Genomic DNA, 25,371 nt, shown 5'->3' on the forward strand with positions numbered 1-25,371 from the left:
TTCCGCTTTCCAGTTCTTCGCTTTCGCGTTTCCCTTTCCGGCGAGTCCGACTCTATCAGATCCTTTCGGGCCTGATTCCCAGTCAGCGGGGTTTGCCTTCCCGGCTGTTGGGCCGTTCCGACGAGTGAGACTTTAGCGGAATCCTGGGCCCCGACGCTAATCGGGGTCGCGTTCCTTCGAACACGGATTCCTCATTTCGCAAATGCGCACAGAAAGCTGGGCGACAGATGTCGCTTGCTCGATGTGGTTCCTGCGGAATGGTTGTCCGGGGACCGACCGGGGTCGGCGCTCACGTCGGACAACTCGGAGAACATTACGGTTCCGGGCGGCTCGTGTCAACCTCCGGCTGACCCGGAGTGTGGCGGACGGCCGGGCGGTAGTCCCGGGGGCCGGTGGCCAGGTGGTCGCGGAGTGCCGGCCCATGGTGATCTCGCTGCCGAATCCCGTAGGGCGGGCCACCTCGGTGAGCTGGCGCGGGCCACCGCTGTGTCGCTGCACAGCGGTGGGTTCGCGAAGGTCGTGCCCGGTGCGGAGCTGGTGGCTGCCGCCGGGAAGTGAGGGTCAGCCGTTGCCCGAGGCCAGCTCGCGGCTGCGGTCGCGGGCTGCTTCGAGGGCGGCGATCAGGGCGGCGCGTACGCCGTGGTTCTCCAGCTCCCGGATGGCACTGATGGTGGTGCCGGCCGGGCTGGTGACGGCTTCGCGGAGCTTGACCGGGTGTTCGCCGCTGTCCCGGAGCATCACCGCCGCGCCGATGGCGGCCTGCACGATCAGGTCGTGGGCCTGGGCACGGGGCAGGCCGAGCAGGATGCCCGCATCGGTCATCGCCTCGACGAGGAAGTAGAAGTACGCGGGTCCCGATCCGGACAGCGCGGTCGCGGCGTCCTGCTGGGACTCGGGGACGCGGAGGGTCTTGCCCACGCCGCCGAAGATTGCCTCGGCGGTGGCGAGATGTTCGGCGGTGGCGTGGCTGCCCGCCGAGATGACGGACATGCCCTCGTCGACGAGGACGGGGGTGTTCGGCATGACCCGTACGACCGGAGTCTTCGCGGCGAGGCGGTCCTCGATGAAGGCGGTCGTGATACCGGCGGCGGCGCTGATGACCAGCCGGTCCGGCGTGAGATGGGAGGTGAGTTCGTCGAGGAGGCGGCCCATGTCCTGGGGCTTGACCGCGAGGATGAGAATGTCGGCGCGCTTGGCGGCTTCGGCGTTGGTCACGGACTCGACGCCGTAACGGGTGCGGAGTTCCTCGGCGCGCTCGGAGCGGCGGGCGGTGACGAGCAGGTCGGCAGGGCGCCAGCCCGCCCGGATCATGCCGCTGAGCAGGGCCTCGCCGATCTTGCCGGTGCCGAGGACTGCGACTGTCTGGGTCATGTGGTTCACCCTCCGGACGGTGCGGTGGTACACGGTTCTGGTGCGTCGTCGCCGCCATCCTCGCACCGGCACGTCAGGTGGTGCGGCGGCGGAGGGTGGCTGCGCCGAGGGCGAGGACGAGCAGGGCGCAGCCCGAGACGATCAGGACGTCGCGGACGAAGTCGCCGGTGACCTCGGTGTGGTGGACGACTTCGTTCATGCCGTCGACCGCGTACGACATGGGCAGGACGTTCGAGATCGCTTCGAGGGCGGGTGCCATCCGGTCGCGTGCGATGAACAGTCCGCAGAGCAGGAGCTGCGGGAAGATCACGGCCGGCATGAACTGGACGGCCTGGAATTCGGACGCGGCGAAGGCGGAGACGAAGAGGCCGAGGGCCGTGCCGAGCAGGGCGTCGAGCAGGGCGACGAGGAGCAGCAGCCAGGGGGAGCCGACCACGTCGAGCCCGAGCACCCAGACCGAGAGCGCGGTGGCCAGGAGGGACTGAAGGATCGCGACCGCGCCGAAGGCGAGGGCGTAGCCGGCGATCAGGTCACCCTTGCCGAGCGGCATGGCGAGGAGGCGTTCCAGAGTGCCTGACGTGCGTTCGCGGAGGGTGGCGATCGAGGTCACCAGGAACATCGTGATCAGCGGGAAGATGCCGAGGAGCGAGGCGCCGATGGCATCGAAGGTCTGCGGGCTGCCGTCGAAGACGTACCGGAGCAGCGTGATCATCACGACCGGGATGAGGAGCAGCAGCGCGACGGTGCGGGGGTCATGGGACAGCTGGCGCAGGACGCGGGCGGCGGTGGCGAGCGTGCGGGCGGGGCTGAGGGCCTGGGGTTCCGGCCGGGCGCGGGCGCCGCTGGGGGCCTGCGGGGTGGCGGGGGCCTGCTGCGGCGTGTTGGTCGTGCTCATCGGGCGGTCTCCTGGGATGTGGCGGCCTCGTCGACCATGTGGAGGAAGGCTTCTTCGACGGTGGCGGTCCGGGCGTGGGTGCGCAGTGCCTCGGGGGTGCCGTCGGCGAGGATCTCGCCCTCGCGCATGAGGAGCAGGCGGTGGCAGCGCTCGGCCTCGTCCATGACGTGGGAGGAGACGAGGAGCGTGGTGCCGTTTTCGGCGGCGAGGGTGTGGAAGAGGCTCCACAGGTCGCGGCGGAGCACCGGGTCGAGGCCGACGGTCGGTTCGTCGAGAACGAGGAGCTCGGGGGTGCCGAGCAGGGCGGCGGCGAGGGAGACACGGGTCAGCTGGCCGCCGGAGAGGGTGCCGGCGAGAGCGTCCGCGTGGCTGGTCAGGTCGACATCGGTGAGGGCGCGGGCGACGGCGGCGCGACGGGCGTCCCGGTGTCTGCGGCCCGGCTGAAGGATCGCCGCGAAGTAGTCGAGGTTCTGCCGGACGCTGAGGTCGGTGTAGACCGACGGCGCCTGGGTGACGTAACCGATGCGGGGGCGGAGAGCGGGGTGGCCCGCGGGGTTGCCGAGGACGTCGAGGGTGCCGGTGACCTTGGCCTGGGTGCCGACGACGGCTCGCATCAGGGTGGATTTGCCACAGCCCGAGGGGCCGAGGAGGCCGGTGATCCTGCCGGGTTCGACGGTGAAGTCGAGGCCGCGCAGGACGGTGCGATTGCCTCGTACGACCGTGAGGCCGCGGGCTTCGATGGCGGCACCCGAGTAATTCAGCATGCGGTGAATTTTGATCCTCGCCGCAGCCTCCGTCAAGGGACCGGGGCGGTGCGTGGCCTTCGGCGTGCGGGGGCGCAGGCGGCCGTCGATGCCGGCCGGGCCGGGGCTGATCACCGGGATCGTCGGCGGTCCGGTCCGAGTGCGGCTGGGAACGCTGCGGCTCGGGCCTTGGTTCCGGGCGGTGCCGGTCGCCGCGGTGCACGCGATGCCGGCCGGAGTCGGGCTGGTGCTGGGAGCGGGGCAGATCTTCGTGCTCGCCGGCCTGGCGGCCCCCGGTCCATCGCCGGGACTGGGTGTACGTGATCAGGTCGGCCGAGGCGGTGACGAAGGGAAGGCGGCTGCCGTCTCCGCGCACGATCGGTACGTGCGGGAGCGTGCGGTGCGGTTCCGCCGCCATCCCGGGGCCCGGTTCGACGGCGGTGAGGTGAGGCCCGCGCTCGGACAGGAACCGGGTGGAGATGCCGGTGCCCGCGCCGACGTCGAGGGTGCGGGCGCCGCGCAGGGAGTGGCCGGTGAGCTCTTCGACCGCGGCGAAAAGGGCGGGCGGGCAGCCGGGGCGGGCTGCGGCGTACCGGGTGGCGACACGGTCGAAGGAGAGGGCGTGGGAGCGAGGGGCGGAGGGGTGGTGGGGGCTCTGTGGCGCATGGGGGCCGTCCTGGCCCGGGTGGGGTTACCTGCGGCGGGGCTTCCTGCCCTTGGGCGTCTTGCGGCCTGCCGGGTTTCCGGTCCGGGCCGAGCGGCGCTTCGCGTACTGGGCGACGGCCGCCTCGTACTCCGTGCGCCGCAACTTCTCGCCGGGCGCCTCCAGGACCGAGCGGAGGAAGTACGCGAGCAGCGAGCCGACGAAACCGATCGTCTTCAGGCTGCGCAGGTTGTCCTCGCCGGCCGGCTCGGCGGGGCGGCGGCTGAACCCCTCCCAGGTCTTGCGGAAGGCGATGGCGCTGCAGATGCCGAACATCAGGATGACCAAAATGCCGACGAAGCTGCCGACGTCGGCGATCTCCAGGCCCTGGTAGGCGAAGCGGAGCACGAAGCAGGAGGCGACGGCAGCGGCGAGGGAGCCGAAGGCGACGCCGACGCGGCGGAGCCCGTACCGGCCGTCGTGCTCGACCCAGGTCGTGCCGAAGAAGCGGATGGGTTCGGGCTGCGGGCCGGGGGCGGTGCCGGTGCTCGCGGTGCTGGGCTCGGTGGCGTCGGAGGCTTCGCTTTTCTCGCTCACGAGGTCGATTATCCCCGGGCCGGCGGCGGTACCGGCGGCGCTGCCCCTACGGGGGACGGAGCAGCGCCGCCCGGCATCAGCCGCAGTGCTCCCACGGGCTCGTGTACGTGTACGTACCGACCCCCGCCTCGATCATTCCGCCCCACTTCACGCAGCGGCCGCCCGCGGCAAGGCGTACCGGACCGGCGTACGAGGAGTACGTGCCCTGGTCCTTCGCCTGCCCCTTGCCGTCGCCGTCCACATCGAGCCAGGCGCCGGTCGGCAGCGCAAAACCGCTGGTGGAGGGGGAGTGGAGGGTGACCACACAGTTGGACTTGGTGCTCGCGTTGTAGAGCAGGTAGACGCGGGCGAGCTCGGTGGTGGAGTTACGGAAGGCGTGCGAGTCGATCTGGGTGTAGCCGGATCCGCAGATACCGGCCGGGGTGGCGGCGGTCGCGGTGGTGGCCTCGGCGGACGCCGCGTGGGCAGGGACGGCGCCGAGGGCCGCCAGCGCGGCGATCGCCGAGACGATGACCGCCGAGCGGCGGATGCGGGCGTCGGTACGGACAGGGATGCGCATGCTCCCCCAATCGTGAGAATGCATGATGGGCGTGACTCTGGGCATCTGCCCAGATACGTGAGGTCACTACCCTTCCGTCCCGTCAGGCACACACAGTGGCCCCCGGCGTATGGAGAACGCCGGGGGCCACTGTGTGTGCGGGATCCGGTGGCGTATCAGCCGAGCTTCGAGACGTCGCGCACCGCGCCGCGGTCCGCGCTCGTCGCCATCGCCGCGTACGCCCGCAGCGCCGCCGAGACCTTGCGCTCGCGGTTCTTCGGCGCGTACACGCCGTTCAGCGCCTCACGACGGGTGGTCAGCTCGTCCTCGGGGACGAGGAGCTCGATCGAGCGGTTCGGGATGTCGATCCGGATCCGGTCGCCGTCCTCGACCAGTGCGATCGTGCCGCCCGACGCCGCCTCCGGCGATGCGTGGCCGATCGACAGGCCCGACGTGCCGCCGGAGAAACGGCCGTCGGTGACGAGCGCACAGCTCTTGCCGAGGCCACGGCCCTTCAGGAAGGAGGTGGGGTAGAGCATCTCCTGCATGCCGGGGCCGCCGCGCGGACCCTCGTAACGGATGACGACGACGTCGCCCTCCTTGATCTCCTTGCGGAGGATCTTGTCGACGGCCTCGTCCTGCGACTCGCAGACGACCGCCGGGCCCTCGAAGGTCCAGATCGACTCGTCGACGCCCGCCGTCTTCACGACGCAGCCGTCCTCGGCGAGGTTTCCCTTCAGGACCGCGAGGCCGCCGTCCTTGGAGTACGCGTGCTCCAGGTCGCGGATGCAGCCGCCCGCCGCGTCCAGGTCGAGGGTGTCCCAGCGCTCGGACTGCGAGAAGGCCGTCGCGGAACGCACGCATCCGGGGGCCGCGTGCCACAGCTCGACGGCCTCGGGGGACGGGGAGCCGCCGCGGACGTCCCAGTTCTTCAGCCACTCGCCGAGGGTGGCCGAGTGGACCGAGTGCACGTCCTCGTTGAGCAGGCCGCCGCGGTGCAGCTCACCGAGGATGGCGGGGATGCCGCCGGCCCGGTGGACGTCCTCCATGTAGTACGTGCCACCGGGGGCCACGTTGGGGGCGACCTTGGAGAGGCAGGGGACGCGGCGCGAGACCTCGTTGATGTCGTCGAGGTCGTAGTCCAGCTCGGCCTCCTGCGCGGCGGCGAGCAGGTGCAGGATCGTGTTGGTGGAGCCGCCCATGGCGATGTCCAGCGCCATCGCGTTGTCGAACGCGGCACGGGTGCCGATGGAGCGCGGCAGGACCGTCGCGTCGCCCTGCTCGTAGTAGCGCTTGGTGATCTCGACGACCGTGCGGCCGGCCTCCTCGTACAGCGCCTTGCGGGCGGTGTGCGTGGCGAGGACGGAGCCGTTGCCGGGGAGGGAGAGGCCGAGGACCTCGGTCAGACAGTTCATCGAGTTGGCGGTGAACATGCCGGAACAGCTGCCGCAGGTGGGGCAGGCGTTCTCCTCGATACGGAGGATGTCCTCGTCCGAGACGTTCTCGTTGACGGCGTCACTGATCGCGTTGATGAGGTCGAGCTTGCGGACCGTGCCGTCGACGAGGGTGGCCCGGCCGGCCTCCATCGGGCCGCCGGAGACGAAGACCGTCGGGATGTTGAGGCGCATCGCGGCCATCAGCATGCCGGGGGTGATCTTGTCGCAGTTGGAGATGCAGATCAGCGCGTCCGCGCAGTGCGCCTCGACCATGTACTCGACGGAGTCGGCGATCAGGTCGCGGGACGGGAGGCTGTAGAGCATCCCGGCGTGGCCCATCGCGATGCCGTCGTCGACGGCGATCGTGTTGAACTCGCGGGGGACGGCGCCTGCGGCCTTGACGGCGTCGGAGACGATCCTGCCCACGGGGGCGAGGTGGGTGTGGCCGGGGACGAACTCGGTGAACGAGTTGGCGACCGCGATGATCGGCTTGCCGATGTCCTCGCCGGCTACGCCCGAGGCCCGCATAAGGGCGCGAGCGCCCGCCATGTTGCGGCCGTGAGTGACAGTGCGGGACCTCAGCTGGGGCATCGTCTCTCGCTCCTTCGACAGAAAAGACTGTCTTCGAGCCTACGCCTCGACTCCAAGATCTGGACACCGTGTCCGGAATGCGGGACGGGGTGCTCAGTTGATGGGCGAGGGGTGCTCGATGCGTGGGGGCGCCGTGCGGGGTCCGTTCCTCCTGCCGGCCCCCGTCCTGGAACCGGGGCTCCACTCGGGCCCACGGTTCTCGAACGCCGGACGGACCGAAAGGTCACCCGGGGCGGTCAGGTCTCCGTCAAGTAACGCTGGAGCGTCGGTGCGACCATGGCGATGATCTTCTCGGGGTCCGCCGAAGCCAGCGGCTCCGCCCGGATCACGTACCGCAGCATCACGATCCCGAGCATGTGCGACGCGGCCAGTTCCGCACGGAACGTCGCGTCCGGTACGTCCAGCGCCTCCGCGATCCGCTCCAGCAGCCGTCGCAGGACGAAGCCGCGCAGGACCTTCGCCGCCCCTTCGTGCGTCAGGGCAGAGCGCATGATCGCCAGCAGGGGGGCTCTGGACGCCGGGTTCTCCCACACGCCGATGAAGTAGCGGGCCAGCCGCTCCCCCAGGCCGTCCGTAGCCCCGCCCAGGACGGACGGGATCACCAGGGCGGGTTCGAAGGAGACCTCGATCGCCGCCGCGAACACCTCGTCCTTCGTGCCGAAGTAGTGGTGGACCAGTGCGGCGTCGACGCCGGCCGCCCTGGCGATGCCCCGGATCGACGTCTTGTCGTAGCCGCGTTCGGCGAATTCGGTACGGGCCGCTTCCAGGATGCGTTCGCGGGCGCCGGGGCCGGTGTCTGCCGTCGTACGGGCGGGGCGGCCTCGGCGCTTCGGGCGCTCGGGAGGTGTGTGCGCCGTGCCCTCCCCGCCGGTGTTCCCGCCCTTCCTGCCGGGGCTCATGGGCGCGGGACCTGCGCCGACGAGGACGCCAGGTGGAGCCGGGTGAAGGCGAGTGCTTCCGCCAGGTCGGCTTCACGCTCGGCTGCGGACATGGCGCGGCGGGTGTTGACCTCGATGACGACATGGCCGTCGAAGCCCGTACGCGCCAGGCGCTCCAGCAGTTCCGCGCAGGGCTGGTCTCCGCGGCCGGGCACCAGGTGCTCGTCCTTGTTGGAGCCCTTGCCGTCGGCGAGGTGGATGTGGGCGAGCCGGTCGCCCATCCGGTCGACCATGGCCATGCCGTCGGTGCGGGCGGTCGCGGTGTGCGAGAGGTCCACGGTGAAGTGGCGGTAGTCGTTGTTGGTGACGTCCCAGTCGGGGGCGTACGCGAGCATCTCGCGGTCCCGGTACCGCCACGGGTACATGTTCTCGACGGCGAAGCGCACATCCGTCTCGTCAGCCATCCGCCAGATGCCGGTGATGAAGTCGCGCGCGTACTGACGCTGCCAGCGGAACGGCGGATGGACGACGACGGTCGTCGCTCCGAGCTTCTCCGCGGCCGCCCGGGCCCGCTGGAGCTTCACCCAGGGATCGGTGGACCAGACCCGCTGGGTGATCAGCAGACAGGGCGCGTGAACGGCGAGGATCGGCACCTGGTGGTAGTCCGAGAGACGTCGCAGCGCCTCGATGTCCTGGCTGACGGGATCGGTCCAGACCATGAGCTCGACACCGTCGTAGCCCAGACGTGCGGCAATCTCGAAGGCCGTCGCCGTCGACTCCGGATAGACGGAAGCCGTCGACAGGGCGACCTTCGCATCCGGGATGCGCACCGCTGGTTCTGCCACGCAGACAGCGTACGGGGCAGGTGCGCGCGCCACCGAGGCGTCGGGGCGGAAAGTGAGAAGGGCCATGACTCCGCTCCCGGCGTTCCGCGCTCCCCCGTCGCCCCGGCCCTCCGGCGGAACGCGCGGTCAGTTCAGGGCGGCGGACGCGGCCGTCGGGAGGTGGTCCAGGCGGCGCAGGATCACTCCCTCGCGCAGCGCCCACGGGCAGATCTCCAGCTCTTCCACACCGAAGAGATCCATCGCCCCCTCGGCGACCATCGCCCCGGCGAGCAGCTGCGCGGCCCGCCCCTCGGAGACACCGGACAGCCGGCCGCGCTGGTCGGCTGTCATGGCCGCCAGCTTGGGCACCCATTCCTCCAGGGCCTTCCGGGTGAGGGCGCGCTGCACGTAGAGGCCCTCGGCGGAGCGCGCGGCACCCGCGATCCTGGCGAGCTGCCTGAACGTCTTGGAGGTCGCCACGACGTGGTCGGGGCGGCCGAAGCGGCTGAACTCGCCGACCGTACGGGCGATGCTGGCCCGCACGTGGCGGCGCAGCACCTTCACCTCCGTCGGGTCCGGCGGGTCGTGCAGCAGCCAGCCGGCGGTGAGGCGCCCGGCCCCGAGCGGCAGCGACACGGCGGCGTCGGGCTCCTCGTCGATGCCGTACGCGATCTCCAGCGAGCCGCCACCGATGTCGAGGACCAGCAGTTTCCCCGCCGACCAGCCGAACCAGCGGCGGGCCGCGAGGAAGGTGAGCCGGGCCTCCTCCTCGCCACTGAGGACGGCGAGATCGACGCCCGTCTCCTCCCGTACCCGGGTCAGCACACGGTCGGCGTTGCTCGCTTCCCGCACCGCGGAGGTGGCGAACGGCAGCACGTCCTCGCAGCCCTTGTCCTCGGCGGCCTGCAGCGCATCGGCGATCGTCGACACGAGCCGGTCCACGCCCTGGGGGCCGATCGCTCCGTCCGCATCGAGAAGTTCGGCCAGGCGCAGCTCCGCCTTGTGCGAGTGCGCGGGCAGCGGGCGGGCGCCTGGATGTGCGTCCACCACCAGCAGATGAACCGTGTTCGACCCCACGTCGAGGACTCCGAGTCTCATACGCGGAACGCTACTGCTCCTGCGGACTTACCCTTGGCCCGTGGCAAAGACGAAAAAGGCGAAGCCGGGCAAAGTCACGAAGAATCAGAGAACGAAGCAGGAGATGCAGCAGCCGGAAAAGACCGGGCCTGACCGGTCCGAAGACGAGAAGGGGATCGATTTCGCACGCGCCTGGGTCGAGTTCCCCGATCCTGCGGACGACGAGCAGATCTTCCGCTGCGACCTGACCTGGCTGACTTCCAGGTGGACCTGCATCTTCGGCAGTGGCTGCCAGGGCATCCAGGCGGGCCGCGCGGACGACGGATGCTGCACGCTGGGTGCGCACTTCTCCGACGAGGACGACGAGAAACGGGTGGCGGACCACGTCTCCCGGCTGACGCCGGAACTGTGGCAGTTCCACGACGTCGGTACAGAGACGGGCTGGGTCGAGGTCGACGACGACGGCGAACGCCAGACGCGCCGCTGGAAGGGGTCCTGCATCTTCCAGAACCGGCCCGGATTCGCGGCCGGAGCCGGGTGCTCGCTGCACATCCTGGCGCTGCGCGAGGGCAGGGAGCCCCTGGAGACCAAGCCGGACGTGTGCTGGCAGCTGCCGATCCGGCGGACGTACGAATGGATCGACCGCCCCGACGACACGCGCGTGCTCCAGGTCTCGATCGGCGAGTACGACCGCCGGGGCTGGGGTCCGGGCGGTCACGATCTGCACTGGTGGTGCACGTCGGCGACCTCGGCGCACGGGGCCGGGGAGCCGGTCTACGTCTCGTACCGGCCCGAGCTCACCGAGCTGATGGGCAAGGAGGCGTACGAGCGGCTGGTCGAGCTGTGCGAGGAGCGGTTGTCCTCGCTGCTGCCGATGGCGCCGCATCCGGCGGATCCGGTATAGCCCGCCAAGGCCCCGGGGCCCGGTGGCCCGCTGGGCTGAGGGCCGACGGGCCGAGGCCGGCTTTCAGCCCGTCGGCGCCGGGTCGGACGGGCTCGTCCCTGGGTCGGACGGGCTGGGCGAGTTCGACGGGTCCGGCGACGGTGACTGAGTCGGGCCCGTCGGCGAGGGCGTGGGCTCCGTCGGGTCCGGCGACGGGGCAGTCGGTGACGGGTCCGTCGGCGACGGTGTGGGCTCCGTCGGGTCCGGCGACGGGGCAGTGGGACCGGGTGAGGACGGCGGCGGGACGGACGGGCCGCCGGACGACGTCGCTCCGTACCCGCTGATCGCCACCGCCGAGCCCGATGGGGCAAAGCCGATACGGGCACCCCAGACACCCGCCGGTTCTCTCCTATGGTCGACCAGGACGCGGATCGTGACGCTCTCACCTGCGGCAAGGGTGCCGGAGGACCTGCTGAGGCGCAGCCAGGGCGCATCCGCCCGCGCCGACCAGGCCACGGGCGCGCCGCCCGAGGCGGTCAGCGTGATCAGCGTCGCGCCGCCGGAGGAACGGGCCGTGACCCGGATCCTGCCAGGGCCGTGCCGTCCCGCCGCCAAGCTGATGACCTCGGCGGAGACATCCGGTGTACGGCTGCCGTCCTTGAAGCGGGCGTCGGGCTCGGGGCTGGCGTTGCCCGCATTCTCGTAGCGTTCGTGCGGGTCGTCGTCGAGACCGCGCCGGTCGTCCGTCCCGGCTGCGGTGACCGGCGCTCCGTCGTGCCCCTCGCCGGTCAGCGACGCCCCCCGATAGGCGGACCACAGGGCAATCACGGGGGCGGCGACAACCGTCGCCACCACCGTCGTCGTCACGACCCTCGCTCGGAGCCGGTCCCGGCGCGCGGCGTGGTCCTTGGGGTCCATCGGGAAGCCCGCCCGGTCGAAGCGCGGGCTGCCGGACCGATTCCTCTGGGCATGCATCATCGCAACGTATGCGGACGGCCGCGGCGCCTCCACGATCGGCAGCGCGGCCGCAGGGGTCAAGGCACCGCCCGGCCAGGGGCCCTCGGCGCCCGCCCGTTCGGCGGCGCGACGGCAGCGGGGGCAGTCGTCGACGTGACGGACGAGTTCGCGGCGCAGGGCAGCGGAGAGCAGCACCCGGTGGTCGCCGGTGAGGCGGGCGACGGTGGGGCAGTTGCCGGTCTCGACGACGGCGAGGGCGGCGCGGGTGCGTTCCACCTCGCAGGCCGCGGCGGCGAGGATCTCGTGGGCGGTCGCGGGTTCGAGGCCGAGGACGGCGGCCACGGCGCTCGGGGCGAGGCGGTGGCGTACGGCCAGTTCGAGCGCTTCGCGTTGTTCGGGGGTGGTACCGGCCGCTTCGGGCCAGGCGAGCTGCGCGAGTTCGCGGCGGTGCGCTTCGGCGGCCGGGGCGGAATCGGGGGCCGGAGCGGTGGCGGTCGTGACGCCCGCCCCGCCGGCGGCCGGGGGTGGGGTGACCGCCGGGAGCGCACGGTTCTCCGGACGCGCCCCCCTGGGGGACTTCCCGCCCGACTGCTTCCCCGGCTGCTGGCGATGCGCCTGACGACCCCGTTTCTGCTCGGCGAGCTTGCGCAGGCACGTCCACCTGGCCAGCGCGTACAGCCAGGTTTTACGTTCCTCCTCACCCGCGGGGCACCGCCCGTCCTGCCGTTCCGCGATGGCGAGCACAGTCCCGAGCGCCTCGACGGCGCCGTCGTGGTCGCAGAGCACGGAGAGGCAGTAGGTGAACAGGCCGTCGAGATGCGGCTCGTAATGGGCGGGCGGTCTCCGCGGCGACGAGTGGGGCGCACGGTGCTGCGTCCGGTGTGCGCCGGTGGTGGATGTGGAGGTCTCCGGCCTGCTGCTCGTCACCTGGCGACCGTAGGCAGGGCACGGCACGTTCTTGGCGTCTCTTGCCCACTATTAACCCTTACGGGTGAACGTATCGCTCAAAATGGGACAGGAGCCCCGGATTCCGCCGGAGCCCCCTCTCCGTTCCCTGTCACCGCGACCGCCCGGGCACCCGCGCCGGGCTGTGCTGTCAGTCCTCACCTATACGGTGGCGCCATGGCTGCCCGTACTAAATCCGCGAAGGACCGGCCGTCCTATCGCTGCACCGAATGCGGCTGGACCACCGCCAAGTGGCTCGGCCGCTGCCCCGAATGCCAGGCATGGGGGACGGTCGAGGAATTCGGCGGCGCCCCTGCCGTACGGACGACGGCGGCCGGCCGCGTGAGCACGGCCGCTCTCCCCATCGGCCAGGTCGACAGCCGGCAGGCCACCGCCCGGTCGACCGGTGTCGACGAGCTGGACCGGGTGCTCGGCGGCGGGCTGGTCCCCGGCGCTGTGGTGCTGGTCGCGGGCGAGCCGGGCGTGGGCAAGTCGACTCTCCTGCTGGACGTGGCAGCCAAGGCAGCCAGTGACGAGCACCGCACCCTCTATGTCACCGCGGAGGAGTCCGCGAGCCAGGTGCGGCTGCGTGCCGACCGGATCCGCGCGATCAACGACCACCTGTACCTCGCGGCCGAGACCGACCTCTCCGCGGTCCTCGGCCATCTGGACGCGGTCAAGCCGTCCCTGCTCATCCTCGACTCCGTACAGACCGTGGCCTCGCCCGAGATCGACGGTGCGCCCGGCGGCATGGCGCAGGTCCGGGAGGTTGCCGGAGCGCTCATCCGCGCCTCCAAGGATCGCGGCATGTCCACGCTGCTGGTCGGCCACGTCACCAAGGACGGCGCGATCGCCGGACCGCGGCTGCTGGAGCATCTCGTCGACGTGGTGCTGTCCTTCGAGGGCGACCGCCATGCGCGCCTTCGGCTGGTCCGCGGCGTGAAGAACCGGTACGGCGCGACGGACGAGGTCGGCTGTTTCGAACTGCACGACGAGGGCATCACCGGCCTCGCCGACCCGTCCGGGCTCTTCCTCACCCGGCGCGACGAACCCGTACCCGGCACCTGTCTCACAGTCACTCTGGAGGGACGTCGTCCGCTCGTCGCCGAAGTGCAGGCGCTGACGGTCGATTCGCAGATCCCGTCGCCCCGGCGCACCACCTCCGGGCTCGAGACGTCCCGGGTCTCGATGATGCTGGCCGTTCTGGAGCAGCGCGGCCGGATCAGCGCGCTCGGAAAGCGGGACATCTACAGCGCGACGGTCGGCGGTGTGAAGCTCTCCGAGCCCGCCGCCGACCTCGCGGTCGCACTGGCGCTGGCGAGTGCGGCAAGCGACACACCACTGCCCAAGAACCTGGTGGCGATCGGCGAAGTGGGCCTCGCGGGCGAGGTCAGACGCGTGACCGGGGTGCAGCGCAGACTGGCCGAGGCACACCGGCTGGGCTTCACCCACGCACTGGTTCCGACCGACCCGGGCAAAGTCCCGGCCGGTATGAAGGTCACGGAAGTCGCCAACATGGGCGACGCGCTGAGAGTACTCCCGCGCCGGTCTCGTACGGAGGCCCCACGGGAGGACAACGCGCGCCGGTAGACTTTGCCCTGGTCTCGCCCGTCCGTACGAACGGTATGAGGGACGTAAGGGCACCGCAAACCTGTAACCGGAGGAGTGCAGTGGCAGCCAACGACCGGGCAGCATCGCCCGGAAAGTCCGGCCAAGGCACCGGTAACGAGGCGCTGATGCGCGCCTCGCTGAGCGCCGTCGCACCCGGAACGGCCTTGCGGGACGGCCTGGAGCGCATTCTCCGCGGCAACACCGGCGGGCTGATCGTGCTGGGCATGGACAAGACCGTCGAGTCCATGTGCACCGGCGGCTTCGTGCTGGATGTCGAGTTCACCGCGACGCGACTGCGCGAGCTGGCCAAGCTCGACGGGGCGCTGATCCTCGACAAGGACATGAGCAAGATCCTCCGGGCCGGCGTGCAGCTGGTCCCGGACGCCTCCATCCCCACCGAGGAGACCGGCACCCGCCACCGCACGGCGGACCGGGTCTCCAAGCAGTGCAACTTCCCTGTCGTCTCGGTCTCGCAGTCGATGCGTCTGATCGCGCTGTACGTGGACGGGGAGCGCCGGGTCCTGGAGGAGTCCGCCGCGATCCTCTCGCGCGCCAATCAGGCCCTCGCCACGCTGGAGCGGTACAAGCTCCGGCTCGACGAGGTGGCGGGCACGCTCTCCGCGCTGGAGATCGAGGACCTGGTGACGGTCCGCGATGTGACGGCCGTCGCACAGCGGCTGGAGATGGTGCGCCGAATCGCGACCGAGATCGCCGAGTACGTGGTGGAGCTGGGCACCGACGGCAGGCTTCTCTCGCTCCAGCTCGACGAGTTGATCGCGGGCGTCGAGCCGGAGCGCGAGCTGGTCGTGCGCGACTATGTGCCGGAGCCGACCGCGAAGCGGTCCCGTACAGTCGCGGAGGCGCTGACCGAGCTGGACGCGCTCACTCACACCGAATTGCTCGAACTCCCCGTCGTGGCACGGGCTCTGGGGTACAGCGGCTCACCCGAGACCCTGGACTCGGCGGTCTCGCCGCGCGGCTTCCGGCTGCTGGCGAAGGTGCCGCGGCTGCCCGGGGCGATCATCGACCGGCTCGTGGAGCACTTCGGAGGACTGCAGAAGCTGCTCGCTGCGAGCGTGGACGATCTCCAGACGGTGGACGGGGTCGGCGAGGCGCGGGCGCGAAGCGTGCGCGAAGGGCTCTCGCGGCTGGCCGAGTCGTCGATTCTTGAGCGGTACGTGTAGGGGGCGGGTCTCACGTCGGCTCGGGGCCCGGTCGGTCGACCGGGCCCCGACGTGTGCGTGGGACCGTGTTCACGTCCTGCTCAGCACGTCGGCGCCTGGCGGGCCGGTCGTCGGCGGGCCGATCCTGCGCGAGCCAGTCTTTCCTGTCGGCCGTTCACGTCGGCGCCTCGCGGACTCGCCCTTCTCGTACCGGCCCGTCGTGCACCGGTACTTCACACATGGGCCTTGCGTGTCAGTCCTTCGCGAGCACGAACGACGCGCGCTGCACGGGCTCGCCGGATGCCTTCGCCTCGACGAGGTACGTACCCGGACCCACGGATCCCGCGGTCGGCGTCGCGCACTGCGGAGTGCTCTTCTGCCTGTCCCACTCCACGGTGTGAACGATGGTCGCGCCCGCCGGGACCTCCAGCAGCACACTGCCCGCGTTGCGCGGGCAGTCCTTGGAGGACCACACCTCGGCGTCGTCACCACCGGCCTCGGTGATGGTGAGCACGGCGCTCTTCGGTCCGAAGTCGGCCTTGCAGGCGTTGGACGAAGTGTTCTTGGCGATCAACTGGAACTTCGGCTTCTCGCCGGGGCCGTACCTGAGCCCGGTGCGCAGGGTCAACTGCAGTGCGGAAGCGGTGCAGTCGGGGATCGAGGAGCCGGCCGGGACCTGCCGGCCCTCGGTTCCTCCGCCGGACACGCTGCCGGATCCCGATCCGGTGCCGGGGTCGCCGTTGCTGCCGTCGCCCGTGCCGCCCGTGGTGTCCTCGGAGCCCGCGTCGGTACCGCCGCTGCCGTCGCCGCCGTCGTCGGTGGTACCCGACTCGTCGCGCCCGCGCGGCTGTTGGCTGTAGGCCGGTCCGGAACTGGCAGGTCCAGGACCGATGGAGTGCGCGGGACCGGACCCGTTGGGCCGGGAATCGTCCTTGTTCCCCTTGCTCCCACCGGAGGTGACGGCCCATACGATCAGCAGCGCGAGCAGCGCAACCAGCGTCGCCGCTACAGCCCTCCGTCGCCAGTAGATGGTGGAGGGAAGCGGCCCGATCGGATTGCGCAGAGATCCCACGGCGCAAACTGTACGAGAGATCCGCGCCAACTCCCGCCCCTACCCGCCGCTCCCACCCTCAAGTTTTGCGGATCATCATCATGGGGTGGCTGGATTTCGACCCCAACTCTCGTCAAGTACAGCCGTTGACGACCGCGCAGCGTGACGACCAGGCGCCTTTACCTACGGTCAGTCACATAAAGAGTTCGACCGCTGAGGCCGCGTACAGGGACATCACCGACTTCGCGCACGGCGCGCCACCCTGGGCGCGGGCATCTCGCCGAAATACGGACGGACCGCGGGCTGCTGGTCTTCGGCGTCCGGTTCGTCGCGAGCTGGTGGCAGGCACGCGGAGGGCATGCGGCAGTCCTGGCCCGCTCGGTGCTTGCGCCCCTCTCACGACGGCGGTCCGCCGTGTGGTCAGTGAGGTGATCAAGACGGTCGTGGACGAGAAGCGCCCCTGTCGTGCGGTCGTCGGCGCGGCAGCCTCGTCGGCGCTCTCTGCCCGCCGACGGGCGACTGGTCGTTCCCGGGGCCTCACGCGGCCGGAGCCGGCGCCGCCGCTGTCGCACTGGCGTGCGCCCGGCCTGGTTCATCGTGCCGATGACGCTGCTGATGGCGCTCTCCCGTGTCTTTGCCGGGGTGCACTGTCCGCACGAGGTCGCGGCGGAGCTGCTGACGGGCGGATCCGTGGCGCCGCCGGTGACCGTCCTGCTGTCCCGTCCGACGCGCTCACTCGCCCGGACGGTGCGGGACAGCCGGGCATCCCTCGCGGTCAGGCATATCCGGCCCGGGGACGGGCGGCCAGGCCCGGTGCCGCACAGCACAGGCCGCTGATCGGACCGGAGCCTGAGCGGAAGCCCGGGCGGCAGTCCGGGCGAAGGCGCTGACCGGATCTCATCGTGGGGGCAGACGGGTGGCGCTATCACCCCAAGGGCCCTCAAGCGGGGCGACACCACCGTGCCCATGACCATCGTCTGCCCTTCCGTGTCAGGATCGACATGCGATGACTGCCATGACTGCGACACAGACGCCCCCCACATCCCTCCACGCTCCCGTGATCGGGTGGTTCGACCAGCACGCCCGCGATCTGCCCTGGCGCCGCCCCGAGGCGGGCGCCTGGGGTGTGATGGTGAGCGAGTTCATGCTGCAGCAGACCCCCGTCAACCGGGTCATCCCGGTGTACGAACAGTGGCTGGCCCGCTGGCCGCGCCCCGCCGACCTGGCCGCCGAGCCGCCCGGTGAAGCGGTCCGCGCGTGGGGCCGGCTCGGCTACCCGCGGCGTGCGCTGCGGTTGCACGGCGCCGCGCAGGCAATAACGGAACGGCACGGCGGCGACGTACCGAGCGAGCACAGCCAGTTGCTCGCACTGCCCGGGATTGGTGAGTACACAGCGGCGGCCGTGGCCTCGTTCGCGTACGGGCAGCGGCATCCCGTGCTCGACACGAACGTCCGCCGGGTGTTCGCCCGGGCCGCGACCGGCATTCAGTACCCGCCGAACGCGACCACCGCCGCCGAGCGGAAGCTCGCCCGCGCGCTCCTCCCCGACGAGGACGAACGCGCGGCCCGCTGGGCGGCAGCCACGATGGAACTCGGCGCGCTCGTCTGCACCGCCAAGAACGAGGACTGCACGCAATGCCCGATCGCGACGCAGTGCGCCTGGCGGCTGGCCGGGAAACCCGCGCACGAGGGTCCTCCGCGCCGCGGTCAGACCTACGCAGGTACGGACCGGCAGGTACGCGGACGGTTGCTCGCCGTTCTGCGTGAGGCGGTGACCCCGGTGTCGCAGGCGGCACTGGACACCGTGTGGGACGAGCCGGTGCAACGGGCACGGGCGCTGGACGGCCTGGTCGCCGACGGCCTGGTCGAGCCGCTCCCGGGCGGCCAGTACCGACTTCCGCAGAGCTAGGGCGTGTTTCGAAAGTAGCGTCGTCCGCCCGTAGGGCGGGCCGTGACGACCGGAACAAGGCCTCCCGGGAGGGGCCACCAGTGCCGTGACCGGCGGATCAGGGCCGCGACGCCCGGCACGGCCCTGATCCGCCGGACACCCTCTGGGAGCAGAGCAGGAAGGTCTTCCCCTCCGCTGTTACACAACCGATGGGCAGCCGTGCGTCGGCGTATGGCTGCTCCGCACAACGCCGTGACAACCGCTCCGTAACGTCTCCGACGGTCAGCCACGCACCAGTGGCCGGCAGAGGACAAACGGGGATCGACGGGGACGGAGGCGGTTGGAATGGCGCAGGGCGAGGTGCTCGAATTCGAAGAGTACGTACGCACCCGGCAGGACGCACTGCTGCGCAGTGCGCGCCGCCTGGTCCCCGACCCGGTGGACGCTCAGGACCTGCTGCAGACCGCCCTGGCCCGTACCTTCGGCCGCTGGGACGGCATCGCCGACAAGTCCCTGGCCGATGCCTACCTGCGCCGCGTCATGATCAACACCCGTACGGAGTGGTGGCGGGCCCGCAAGCTGGAAGAGGTGCCCACCGAGCAGCTGCCCGACGCCAGCATCGAGGACGGAGCCGAGCAGCGCGCCGACCGTGCTCTCCTGATGGACGTCCTGGGTGTGCTGGCTCCCAAGCAGCGCAGCGTCGTCGTGCTGCGACACTGGGAGCAGATGAGCACGGAGGAGACGGCCGCGGCGCTCGGTATGTCGGCCGGTACGGTGAAGAGCACGCTGCACCGTGCGCTGGCTCGGCTGCGCCAGGAACTGGAGAGCCGCGAGGCCATGAGCAGGGAAGCCAGGATCCGTGAGGCCCAGGGCCACACGGCGGGCGACCGGGCTCCTGGCACCGGCGCCGCGCAGCGTGCGCGGGCAGGGGCGCAGCTCCGTGGACAGGCGGACCGGCGTCATGACGAACGGGGGCGGGAGCGGTGCGCGGCCTGACAGGCAGCGGTGTACACGGGGACGGCAGAAGCGGTACCACCGGCGGGGACACGGCGACAGGCGGAAGCGGGGCGGCCCGCAGCGGTGGTCGCCGGCGGACCCGGTGGGCTGCGAGCAGCGCGGCACTGGTCGGGCTCGCCGTTCTGGCGCTGCTCACCGTCAGCTGTTCCACCGGTGGTACGGGAACCCGTGACGAGGGCCCGGCAGGCTCCCAGTCGGCCGCCCAGGTCACGGCTTCGGCCACCGCGCCGTCCGCGGCAAAGACCACCCCGCGGGTCGATCCCGTCCAGCTGGTCAAGCGGGACTCCCGGGTGAGCGAGCGGGTCAAGGCGGACCTGAAGCCCTGCACAGGCCACGAGTACCCGGTCGACTCCTCGTACGGCAGGCTGACGGGCGGCTCCGCGCCGGACGTCGTGGTGAATGTGATGACCTGCGGCGACGCGGTGGGTGTCGGCACCTACGTGTACCACCGGCAGAGCAACGGCACGTACAAGAACATCTTCACCACCGAGCAGCCCGCGGTCTACGGCACCATCGACCGGGGCGAGCTGGTCGTGACGACGCAGGTGTACGAGAAGAAGGACGCGGTCGCGTACCCGTCGGGCGAGGAAGTGGTCACGTACCGCTGGGCCGGCAACCGGTTCGCCGAGCACGACCGGGTGCACAACGACTTCAACAGAGCCGTCGGCAACGGAGAAGGGGATTTTCCGGAGCCCACGGAACCGACGAAGAACTGAGAGCAGTCGATGGCCGAGACCCACGTCCTGTTCGTCGAGGACGACGATGTCATCCGCGAGGCCACCCAGCTGGCGCTGGAGCGTGATGGTTTCGCGGTCACCGCGATGCCCGACGGCATCTCCGGTCTGGCGGCGTTCCGGGCCGACCGGCCCGACATCGCCCTGCTCGACGTGATGGTGCCGGGCCTGGACGGGGTCAGTCTGTGCCGTCGTATTCGCGACGAGTCGACCGTGCCCGTGATCATGCTGTCCGCGCGCGCCGATTCGATCGACGTGGTGCTCGGCCTGGAGGCCGGCGCCGACGACTACGTCACCAAGCCGTTCGACGGCGCTGTTCTGGTCGCCAGGATCCGAGCCGTGCTGCGCCGCTTCGGCCACGCGTCGGGCGGACAGCAGGGCGGCGCGGAGGCGGAGTCGAAGCCCGTCGGCGGGGTGCTGGTCTTCGGCGACCTGGAGATCGACACCGAGGGCATGGAGGTACGCAGGGGCGGCGTGCCCGTGGCGCTGACTCCGACCGAGATGCGGCTGCTGCTGGAGTTCTCCTCCGCGCCCGGCACAGTGCTCTCGCGCGACAAGCTGCTCGAACGGGTCTGGGACTACGGCTGGGGAGGAGACACCCGGGTCGTGGATGTCCATGTGCAGCGGCTGCGTACCAAGATCGGGCAGGACCGGATCGACACGGTCCGCGGCTTCGGCTACAAACTCAAGCCATGAAGCGGCTGGCACTGCGGACGGGGGTCCGCTGGAAGATCAGTGTCGCGATCGCCGCAGTGGGCGCGCTCATCGCCGTGGCGCTGAGCCTCGTCGTCCACAACGCCGCCCGCGTCTCGATGCTGGAGAACGCCCGTGAGGTCCAGCTGGAGCGGCTGACATACGCGCAGCTGCTGTATGAGGCGACGAAGACGAAGAAGGCCGATCCCAAGTTCGGCGCCAAGCTCAACGACCCGACGATGCCGCAAAGCCTGCGGGCGGAGACCCGTAAGAACCGGCGCGCCACGCATGTCGACGAGTACGGGAACGGGGTGCCCGATGTGTGGGCCGCCGTGCCGCTGGCCAATGGCGACGTGCTGTCCCTGCACACCCGCTTCGCGAGCCGTTCCGCCACGATCATGAGCGATCTCGACCGGGCTTTGATCATCGGCTCCGTCTCGGTGGTGTTCGGTGGCTGTGCGTTGGGCGTGCTGATCGGCGGGCAGCTGTCACGCAGACTGCGCAAGGCGGCGGCCGCAGCCGGCAAGGTCGCGCAGGGCCAGACGGAGGTACGGGTCCGGGAGGCCATCGGCGGGGTCATCCGGGACGAGACCGACGAGCTGGCCCGCGCGGTGGATGCCCTGACGGACGCGCTGAACGAACGGATCGAGGCGGAGCGCCGGGTCACCGCGGACATCGCGCACGAACTGCGCACCCCCGTGACCGGGCTGCTGACCGCCGCCGAGCTGCTGCCGCCGGGCCGCCCCACCGAGCTCGTACGGGACAGGGCGCAGGCGATGCGCACGCTCGTCGAGGACGTACTGGAGGTGGCCAGGCTGGACAGTGCCTCGGAGCGCGCCGAGCTGCAGGAGATCGCACTCGGCGAGTTCGTCAGCCGCCGGATCGCGCTGCTGGGCCCCGATGTGCGGGTCCACGTGGTGCACGAGTCGTGGGTCAACACCGATCCGCGCCGGCTGGAACGCATCCTCGGCAATCTGCTGGGGAACGCCGCGAAGCACGGCTCCACTCCGGTGGAGGTCACGGTCGAGGGACGGGTGGTGCGCATCCGCGATCACGGGCCCGGATTCCCGGAGGCGCTGCTGCGCGAGGGCCCGAGCCGGTTCCGTACCGGAAGCAGCGACCGCTCCGGGCACGGGCACGGCCTGGGGCTGACGATCGCGGCCGGTCAGGCCCGGGTGCTCGGCGCCCGGCTGACGTTCCGCAACGCGGCGCCACAGGGCGCGGCGGAGGGGACCGGCGGGGCGATCGCCGTGCTGTGGCTGCCGGAGCACGCGCCGACGAACACCGGCAGCTTCCCGATCGTGCACCTCGCCGAACAGCGCAAGCCCGAGAGCTCGCAGGCGGTCGCGCCGTCGGACGGCAGCTGATCCGGCCGGGCAGCGGCGAAGGGGCCCTGGGGCGCGCGGTCCGCGCGCCCCAGGGCCCCTGGTCACTGTCGGGTCAGACGCTCTCGCTCTGCTTGGCGTCGGCCACCGGCTCCGGTGCCTCCACGCCGCTCTCGGCGGTGGGCTCGGGCTTTGCCTCTGGGCCCGCCCCCCGCAGCGGTACCTCCTTGACGAACACCGCCGCCACCAGCGCGATCAGACCGACCGATGCGCCGACCAGGAAGGCAATGTGGGTTCCGGACGACACCGCGAACTGGTACGCCTCACGCACCGCGTCCGGCAGCTTCGCCAGGCTCGCCGCATCCAGCTGCGCGGACTTCGAGGTGGCTGCTCCGCCGCCGCGGGCCACCATCTCGTCCTGCACTCGTCCGGTGAACAGCGCACCCATGATCGCGACGCCGAAGGAGCTTCCGAGCGTACGGAAGAGGGTGGTCGCGGAGGAGGCGACGCCCATGTCCTTCAGCTCGACGCTGTTCTGCGCGACGAGCATCGTGATCTGCATCAGGAAGCCCATGCCCGCGCCGAGGACCGCCATGTAGACGCCGGAGGTGAAGCGGGTAGTGCCGGTGTTCATCTGCGAGAGCAGGAACAGGCCGGCCACCATCAGGATGGAGCCGACGATGGGGAAGATCTTGTACTTGCCGCTGCTGGTGGTGACCCGTCCGGCGATCAGCGAGACGACCATCATCGACAGCAGCATCGGCAGGAGCAGCAGACCGGAGTTGGTCGCGGACGCACCCTGGACGGACTGCTGGAACAGCGGCAGGAAGAGGACCGCTCCGAACATCACGAAGCCGGACATGAAACCGACGACCGACATCAGTGTGAAGTTGCGGTTCTGGAAGATGTGCAGCGGAATGATCGGTTCTGCGGCCTTGGTCTCGACGAAGAGGAAGCCGACGAGCGAGACGACACCGATCGCGATGAGCTCCATGATCACGGCGGAGCCCCAGGCGTATTCCGAACCGCCCCAGGTGGTGACCAGCACGATCGCGGTGATGCCGAGGGTCAGCAGCCCGGCGCCGAGGTAGTCGACCTTCGCCCGGGTGCGCTTCCTGTTCGGCAGGTGCAGTACGGCGGTGACCATGGCGAGAGCGACGGCGCCCAACGGCAGGTTGATGTAGAAGCTCCAGCGCCAGCCGAGGTGGTCGGTGATGGTGCCGCCGACGAGCGGCCCGCCGATCATGGCAATCGCCATCACACCGGCCATCATTCCCTGGTACTTGCCGCGCTCGCGAGGCGGCACCAAGTCGCCGATGATGGCCATGACACCGACCATCAGGCCGCCCGCACCGAGCCCCTGGACCGCGCGGAAGCCGATCAGCTGGCCCATGTCCTGGGCCATGCCGCTCAGTACGGAGCCGATCAGGAAGAGCACGATGGACGTGAGGAAGATGCCCTTGCGTCCGTACATGTCGCCGAGCTTGCCCCAGATCGGGGTCGAGGCCGCGGTGGCCAGGGTGTACGCGGTGACGACCCAGGACAGATGCTCCAGGCCGCCGAGGTCACCGACGATGGTCGGCATGGCGGTGCCGACGATCAGGTTGTCGAGCATGGCCAGCAGCATGGTGATCATCAGGGCGAGCATCACCACCCGGACGCTGCGCTGCTGCGGTTCGGGTGCGGCGGGCGGTTCGTCGGCAGTCTTCTCGGCTGCTCGGCCGCCCGGCTTCCCGCCCGCCGCCTTCTTCAGGTCCGACATCTTCCCAACTCCCCTGATCCCCTGTTAGCCGGACCCTTACTTGCCGCCCGGCTAGTTGACTACACTAGGGAAAGTAGACCCGCAACTAGCCGGGCGTCAAGCAAGTTTTTTTGGGGAGCGCACCATGGGCAGCACGCCGCAGCCACGCCGGGGCAATACGCGCCAGCGTATCCAGGACGTCGCCCTGGAGCTCTTCGCCGAGCAGGGCTACGAGAAGACCTCACTGCGCGAGATCTCCGAGAAGCTGGACGTCACCAAGGCGGCGCTGTACTACCACTTCAAGACCAAGGAAGACATCCTCATCAGCATCTTCGAGGACCTCAACCGGCCCGTCGAGGAGCTGATCGCCTGGGGCAAGGAACAGCCGCGCACCCTGGAGACGAAGAAGGAGATCCTGGTCCGCTACAGCGACGCACTGGCCGCGGCGGCACCACTCTTCCGGTTCATGCAGGAGAACCAGGCGACCATACGGGATCTCAGCATCGGAGAGACCATCAAGGGGCGCGTCGTGACCCTCGTCGACCTGATCAAGGAACCCGACGCGCCGCTGACCGACCAGGTGCGCTGCTTCACCGCACTCTTCGCACTGCATGCGGGCATGTTCGCCCTCAAGGACTTCGACGGCGACCCCGAGGACAAGCGCAAAGCCGTCCTCGAAGTCGCCTTCGATCTCATCACCCAAGCCCACAGCCGCCCGGGCCACGCGGGCTAGGTCGTGTTTCGAACGTCCCGCCCGCCGGGCGCGAACGGGATCCGGGCCGTGGTGCGGTCGTCAGGTCGGGTCAGACCGTGACGCCCTGCTGGTGCAGGAACGAGACCGGATTGATCGCCGAACCGTAGTTGGCGGTTTGACGGATCTCGAAGTGCAGGTGCGGGCCGCTGGAGTTACCGGTGTTGCCCGAGAGGGCGATCTTCTCGCCCGTGCCCACGGTCTGGCCTATGCGCACGTCGATCCGCGACAGGTGCGCGTACTGCGAGTACGTGCCATTGCCGTGCTTGATCACGATGGCGTTGCCGTATGCGGGACCGTCACCGCCGCCGTTCGGGCCGGCCTTCACGACCGTGCCGGAGTGCGCGGCCTCGACCGTGGTCCCGACCGGGACGGCGAAGTCCTGGCCGGAGTGCTTGTGAGCCCAGCGGCTGCCGTCGGTGCCGAAGGAGGCGCTCAGCGTGTAGTGGCGGACCGGCTTCGTCCAGGAGGCCGCCTTGCCGGCGGCCTCCTTGGCGGAGCTGCGTGCGGCCTGCTCCGCCGCAGCGGCCTTCTTGACCGCCGCCTTGGCCTGCGCGGCCGCCTGCACGGCGACCGAGTCGGCCGCCGTGTTGCCGATCAGGCTCGCGGTGCCGGGGGCGCTCGCCGGGGCGGCCGCGAACGCAGCGCCCGCACCGAGAACCATCGACGTCCCCAGGCCGGCTGCCACTACGGCGCCACGGACACGGGACACGGACGGGCGGCGGGAGTGCTGGAACGTAACGCGCTTCGACATAAGCGGGGATCCTCCGGATGCGAGTGAGCCCGGCTCGTCCGCCGGGCTGGCCATCCCTTGGTAACCCGCCACCCCACTTGCACCCAAACACCCTATCTACGAAGAAAAGCCGTATTCGCACCCCAAGGAACTCGTTGCCACGGGCCCCGGATCCTCAACACACAACTCGGCCGAATCTCCTCGGCCGAACAGGTTTAACCCCAGCTCCAAACCGCCCGAAACGGACATGCTGCAGCGTTTCGGGCCTCCCCCTCCGCCGCACCGA

Annotated in this window: 24 protein-coding genes and 1 pseudogene; 11 read left to right on the top strand and 14 right to left on the bottom strand. The window is 70.5% G+C overall.

Going from position 1 to position 25,371, the window contains the following annotated elements; translation table 11 throughout:
• The first annotated feature begins 411 nt into the window (after positions 1-411).
• Complete coding sequence (locus tag ACNPQM_RS10095; protein WP_418083753.1) at positions 412-558, top strand: hypothetical protein; 147 nt, start codon at positions 412-414, stop codon at positions 556-558.
• 3 nt (positions 559-561) lie between these two features.
• Here ACNPQM_RS10095 and proC read toward each other — a convergent pair whose 3' ends face one another.
• From proC to ACNPQM_RS10145, 10 genes and pseudogenes are all read right to left on the bottom strand, one after another.
• Positions 562-1,371, bottom strand: coding sequence for a pyrroline-5-carboxylate reductase (gene proC / locus ACNPQM_RS10100; protein WP_358858735.1), 810 nt, complete (start codon positions 1,369-1,371; stop codon positions 562-564).
• 73 nt (positions 1,372-1,444) lie between these two features.
• The gene (locus tag ACNPQM_RS10105; protein WP_418083754.1) at positions 1,445-2,266 is read right to left on the bottom strand and encodes an ABC transporter permease; all 822 of its coding nucleotides are present in this window, start codon (positions 2,264-2,266) and stop codon (positions 1,445-1,447) included.
• Positions 2,263-3,030: an ABC transporter ATP-binding protein gene (locus ACNPQM_RS10110; protein WP_358858737.1), complete on the bottom strand. Its 768-nt coding sequence runs from the start codon at positions 3,028-3,030 to the stop codon at positions 2,263-2,265. Before ACNPQM_RS10110 ends, ACNPQM_RS10105 begins: the two co-directional genes overlap by 4 nt.
• A 346-nt stretch (positions 3,031-3,376) precedes the next feature.
• A pseudogene (locus tag ACNPQM_RS10115) lies at positions 3,377-3,532 on the bottom strand (methyltransferase domain-containing protein); the annotation flags it as partial.
• 168 nt (positions 3,533-3,700) lie between these two features.
• On the bottom strand, positions 3,701-4,249 hold the full coding sequence (locus tag ACNPQM_RS10120; RefSeq protein WP_418083755.1) for a hypothetical protein: 549 nt from the start codon (positions 4,247-4,249) through the stop codon (positions 3,701-3,703).
• 76 nt (positions 4,250-4,325) lie between these two features.
• On the bottom strand, positions 4,326-4,808 hold the full coding sequence (locus tag ACNPQM_RS10125) for an acetyltransferase (protein WP_418083756.1): 483 nt from the start codon (positions 4,806-4,808) through the stop codon (positions 4,326-4,328).
• A 155-nt stretch (positions 4,809-4,963) separates the two neighbouring features.
• Positions 4,964-6,814 (bottom strand): dihydroxy-acid dehydratase, encoded by a 1,851-nt coding sequence (gene ilvD / locus ACNPQM_RS10130; protein ID WP_358858740.1) that lies wholly within the window; start codon positions 6,812-6,814, stop codon positions 4,964-4,966.
• 236 nt (positions 6,815-7,050) lie between these two features.
• The gene (locus tag ACNPQM_RS10135; RefSeq protein ID WP_418083757.1) at positions 7,051-7,713 is read right to left on the bottom strand and encodes a TetR family transcriptional regulator; all 663 of its coding nucleotides are present in this window, start codon (positions 7,711-7,713) and stop codon (positions 7,051-7,053) included.
• Entirely contained in the window at positions 7,710-8,522 is an 813-nt protein-coding gene (locus ACNPQM_RS10140) for a sugar phosphate isomerase/epimerase family protein (RefSeq protein WP_418083853.1), read from the bottom strand. Before ACNPQM_RS10140 ends, ACNPQM_RS10135 begins: the two co-directional genes overlap by 4 nt.
• A 141-nt stretch (positions 8,523-8,663) precedes the next feature.
• Positions 8,664-9,614, bottom strand: coding sequence for a Ppx/GppA phosphatase family protein (locus ACNPQM_RS10145; protein WP_358858741.1), 951 nt, complete (start codon positions 9,612-9,614; stop codon positions 8,664-8,666).
• Positions 9,615-9,654: 40 nt separating this feature from the next.
• On the opposite strand from ACNPQM_RS10145, the gene ACNPQM_RS10150 reads away from it, so the two are divergent.
• Entirely contained in the window at positions 9,655-10,497 is an 843-nt protein-coding gene (locus ACNPQM_RS10150) for a hypothetical protein (RefSeq protein ID WP_418083758.1), read from the top strand.
• Between the two features lie 63 nt (positions 10,498-10,560).
• Here ACNPQM_RS10150 and ACNPQM_RS10155 read toward each other — a convergent pair whose 3' ends face one another.
• Complete coding sequence (locus tag ACNPQM_RS10155) at positions 10,561-12,360, bottom strand: BACON domain-containing protein (protein WP_418083759.1); 1,800 nt, start codon at positions 12,358-12,360, stop codon at positions 10,561-10,563.
• A 195-nt stretch (positions 12,361-12,555) separates the two neighbouring features.
• Here ACNPQM_RS10155 and radA point away from each other — a divergent pair, with 195 nt between their 5' ends.
• Together radA and disA are read left to right on the top strand one after the other, a co-directional pair.
• Positions 12,556-13,968 (top strand): DNA repair protein RadA, encoded by a 1,413-nt coding sequence (radA, locus tag ACNPQM_RS10160; RefSeq protein ID WP_418083760.1) that lies wholly within the window; start codon positions 12,556-12,558, stop codon positions 13,966-13,968.
• 80 nt (positions 13,969-14,048) lie between these two features.
• Positions 14,049-15,173, top strand: a complete 1,125-nt coding sequence (disA, locus tag ACNPQM_RS10165) for a DNA integrity scanning diadenylate cyclase DisA (RefSeq protein ID WP_358858745.1) — start codon at positions 14,049-14,051, stop codon at positions 15,171-15,173.
• A gap of 232 nt (positions 15,174-15,405) precedes the next feature.
• Here disA and ACNPQM_RS10170 read toward each other — a convergent pair whose 3' ends face one another.
• The gene (locus ACNPQM_RS10170; RefSeq protein WP_418083761.1) at positions 15,406-16,224 is read right to left on the bottom strand and encodes a hypothetical protein; all 819 of its coding nucleotides are present in this window, start codon (positions 16,222-16,224) and stop codon (positions 15,406-15,408) included.
• A gap of 582 nt (positions 16,225-16,806) precedes the next feature.
• Here ACNPQM_RS10170 and ACNPQM_RS10175 point away from each other — a divergent pair.
• The 6 genes from ACNPQM_RS10175 to cseC all read left to right on the top strand — a co-directional run bounded on the left by ACNPQM_RS10175 (position 16,807) and on the right by cseC (position 21,902).
• Complete coding sequence (locus ACNPQM_RS10175) at positions 16,807-17,040, top strand: hypothetical protein (RefSeq protein ID WP_418083762.1); 234 nt, start codon at positions 16,807-16,809, stop codon at positions 17,038-17,040.
• Between the two features lie 169 nt (positions 17,041-17,209).
• Positions 17,210-18,112, top strand: coding sequence for an A/G-specific adenine glycosylase (locus tag ACNPQM_RS10180; RefSeq protein WP_358858747.1), 903 nt, complete (start codon positions 17,210-17,212; stop codon positions 18,110-18,112).
• Positions 18,113-18,436: 324 nt separating this feature from the next.
• A complete protein-coding gene (locus tag ACNPQM_RS10185) occupies positions 18,437-19,087 on the top strand; it encodes a SigE family RNA polymerase sigma factor (RefSeq protein ID WP_418083763.1) in 651 nt (216 codons plus the stop codon).
• Complete coding sequence (locus ACNPQM_RS10190; RefSeq protein ID WP_418083764.1) at positions 19,075-19,824, top strand: hypothetical protein; 750 nt, start codon at positions 19,075-19,077, stop codon at positions 19,822-19,824. The genes ACNPQM_RS10185 and ACNPQM_RS10190 overlap by 13 nt, the downstream gene beginning before the upstream one ends.
• Positions 19,825-19,833: 9 nt before the next feature.
• Positions 19,834-20,538 (top strand): two-component system response regulator CseB, encoded by a 705-nt coding sequence (gene cseB / locus ACNPQM_RS10195; protein WP_418083765.1) that lies wholly within the window; start codon positions 19,834-19,836, stop codon positions 20,536-20,538.
• Complete coding sequence (cseC, locus tag ACNPQM_RS10200) at positions 20,535-21,902, top strand: two-component system sensor histidine kinase CseC (RefSeq protein ID WP_418083766.1); 1,368 nt, start codon at positions 20,535-20,537, stop codon at positions 21,900-21,902. Before cseB ends, cseC begins: the two co-directional genes overlap by 4 nt.
• A 73-nt stretch (positions 21,903-21,975) precedes the next feature.
• Here the strand turns inward: cseC and ACNPQM_RS10205 are convergent, their stop codons facing one another.
• Positions 21,976-23,622 carry an MDR family MFS transporter gene (locus ACNPQM_RS10205; RefSeq protein ID WP_418083767.1) on the bottom strand — a complete coding sequence of 549 codons (1,647 nt, stop codon included), beginning with the start codon at positions 23,620-23,622 and terminating at the stop codon, positions 21,976-21,978.
• A 124-nt stretch (positions 23,623-23,746) separates the two neighbouring features.
• On the opposite strand from ACNPQM_RS10205, the gene ACNPQM_RS10210 reads away from it, so the two are divergent.
• Entirely contained in the window at positions 23,747-24,334 is a 588-nt protein-coding gene (locus tag ACNPQM_RS10210) for a TetR/AcrR family transcriptional regulator (protein WP_418083768.1), read from the top strand.
• Positions 24,335-24,404: 70 nt separating this feature from the next.
• Here ACNPQM_RS10210 and ACNPQM_RS10215 read toward each other — a convergent pair whose 3' ends face one another.
• Positions 24,405-25,106 (bottom strand): M23 family metallopeptidase, encoded by a 702-nt coding sequence (locus tag ACNPQM_RS10215; RefSeq protein WP_418083769.1) that lies wholly within the window; start codon positions 25,104-25,106, stop codon positions 24,405-24,407.
• Between the last annotated feature and the right edge of the window lie 265 nt (positions 25,107-25,371).

This window comes from Streptomyces sp. NPDC056231 (genome assembly GCF_048270745.1).
Classification (GTDB): domain Bacteria; phylum Actinomycetota; class Actinomycetes; order Streptomycetales; family Streptomycetaceae; genus Streptomyces.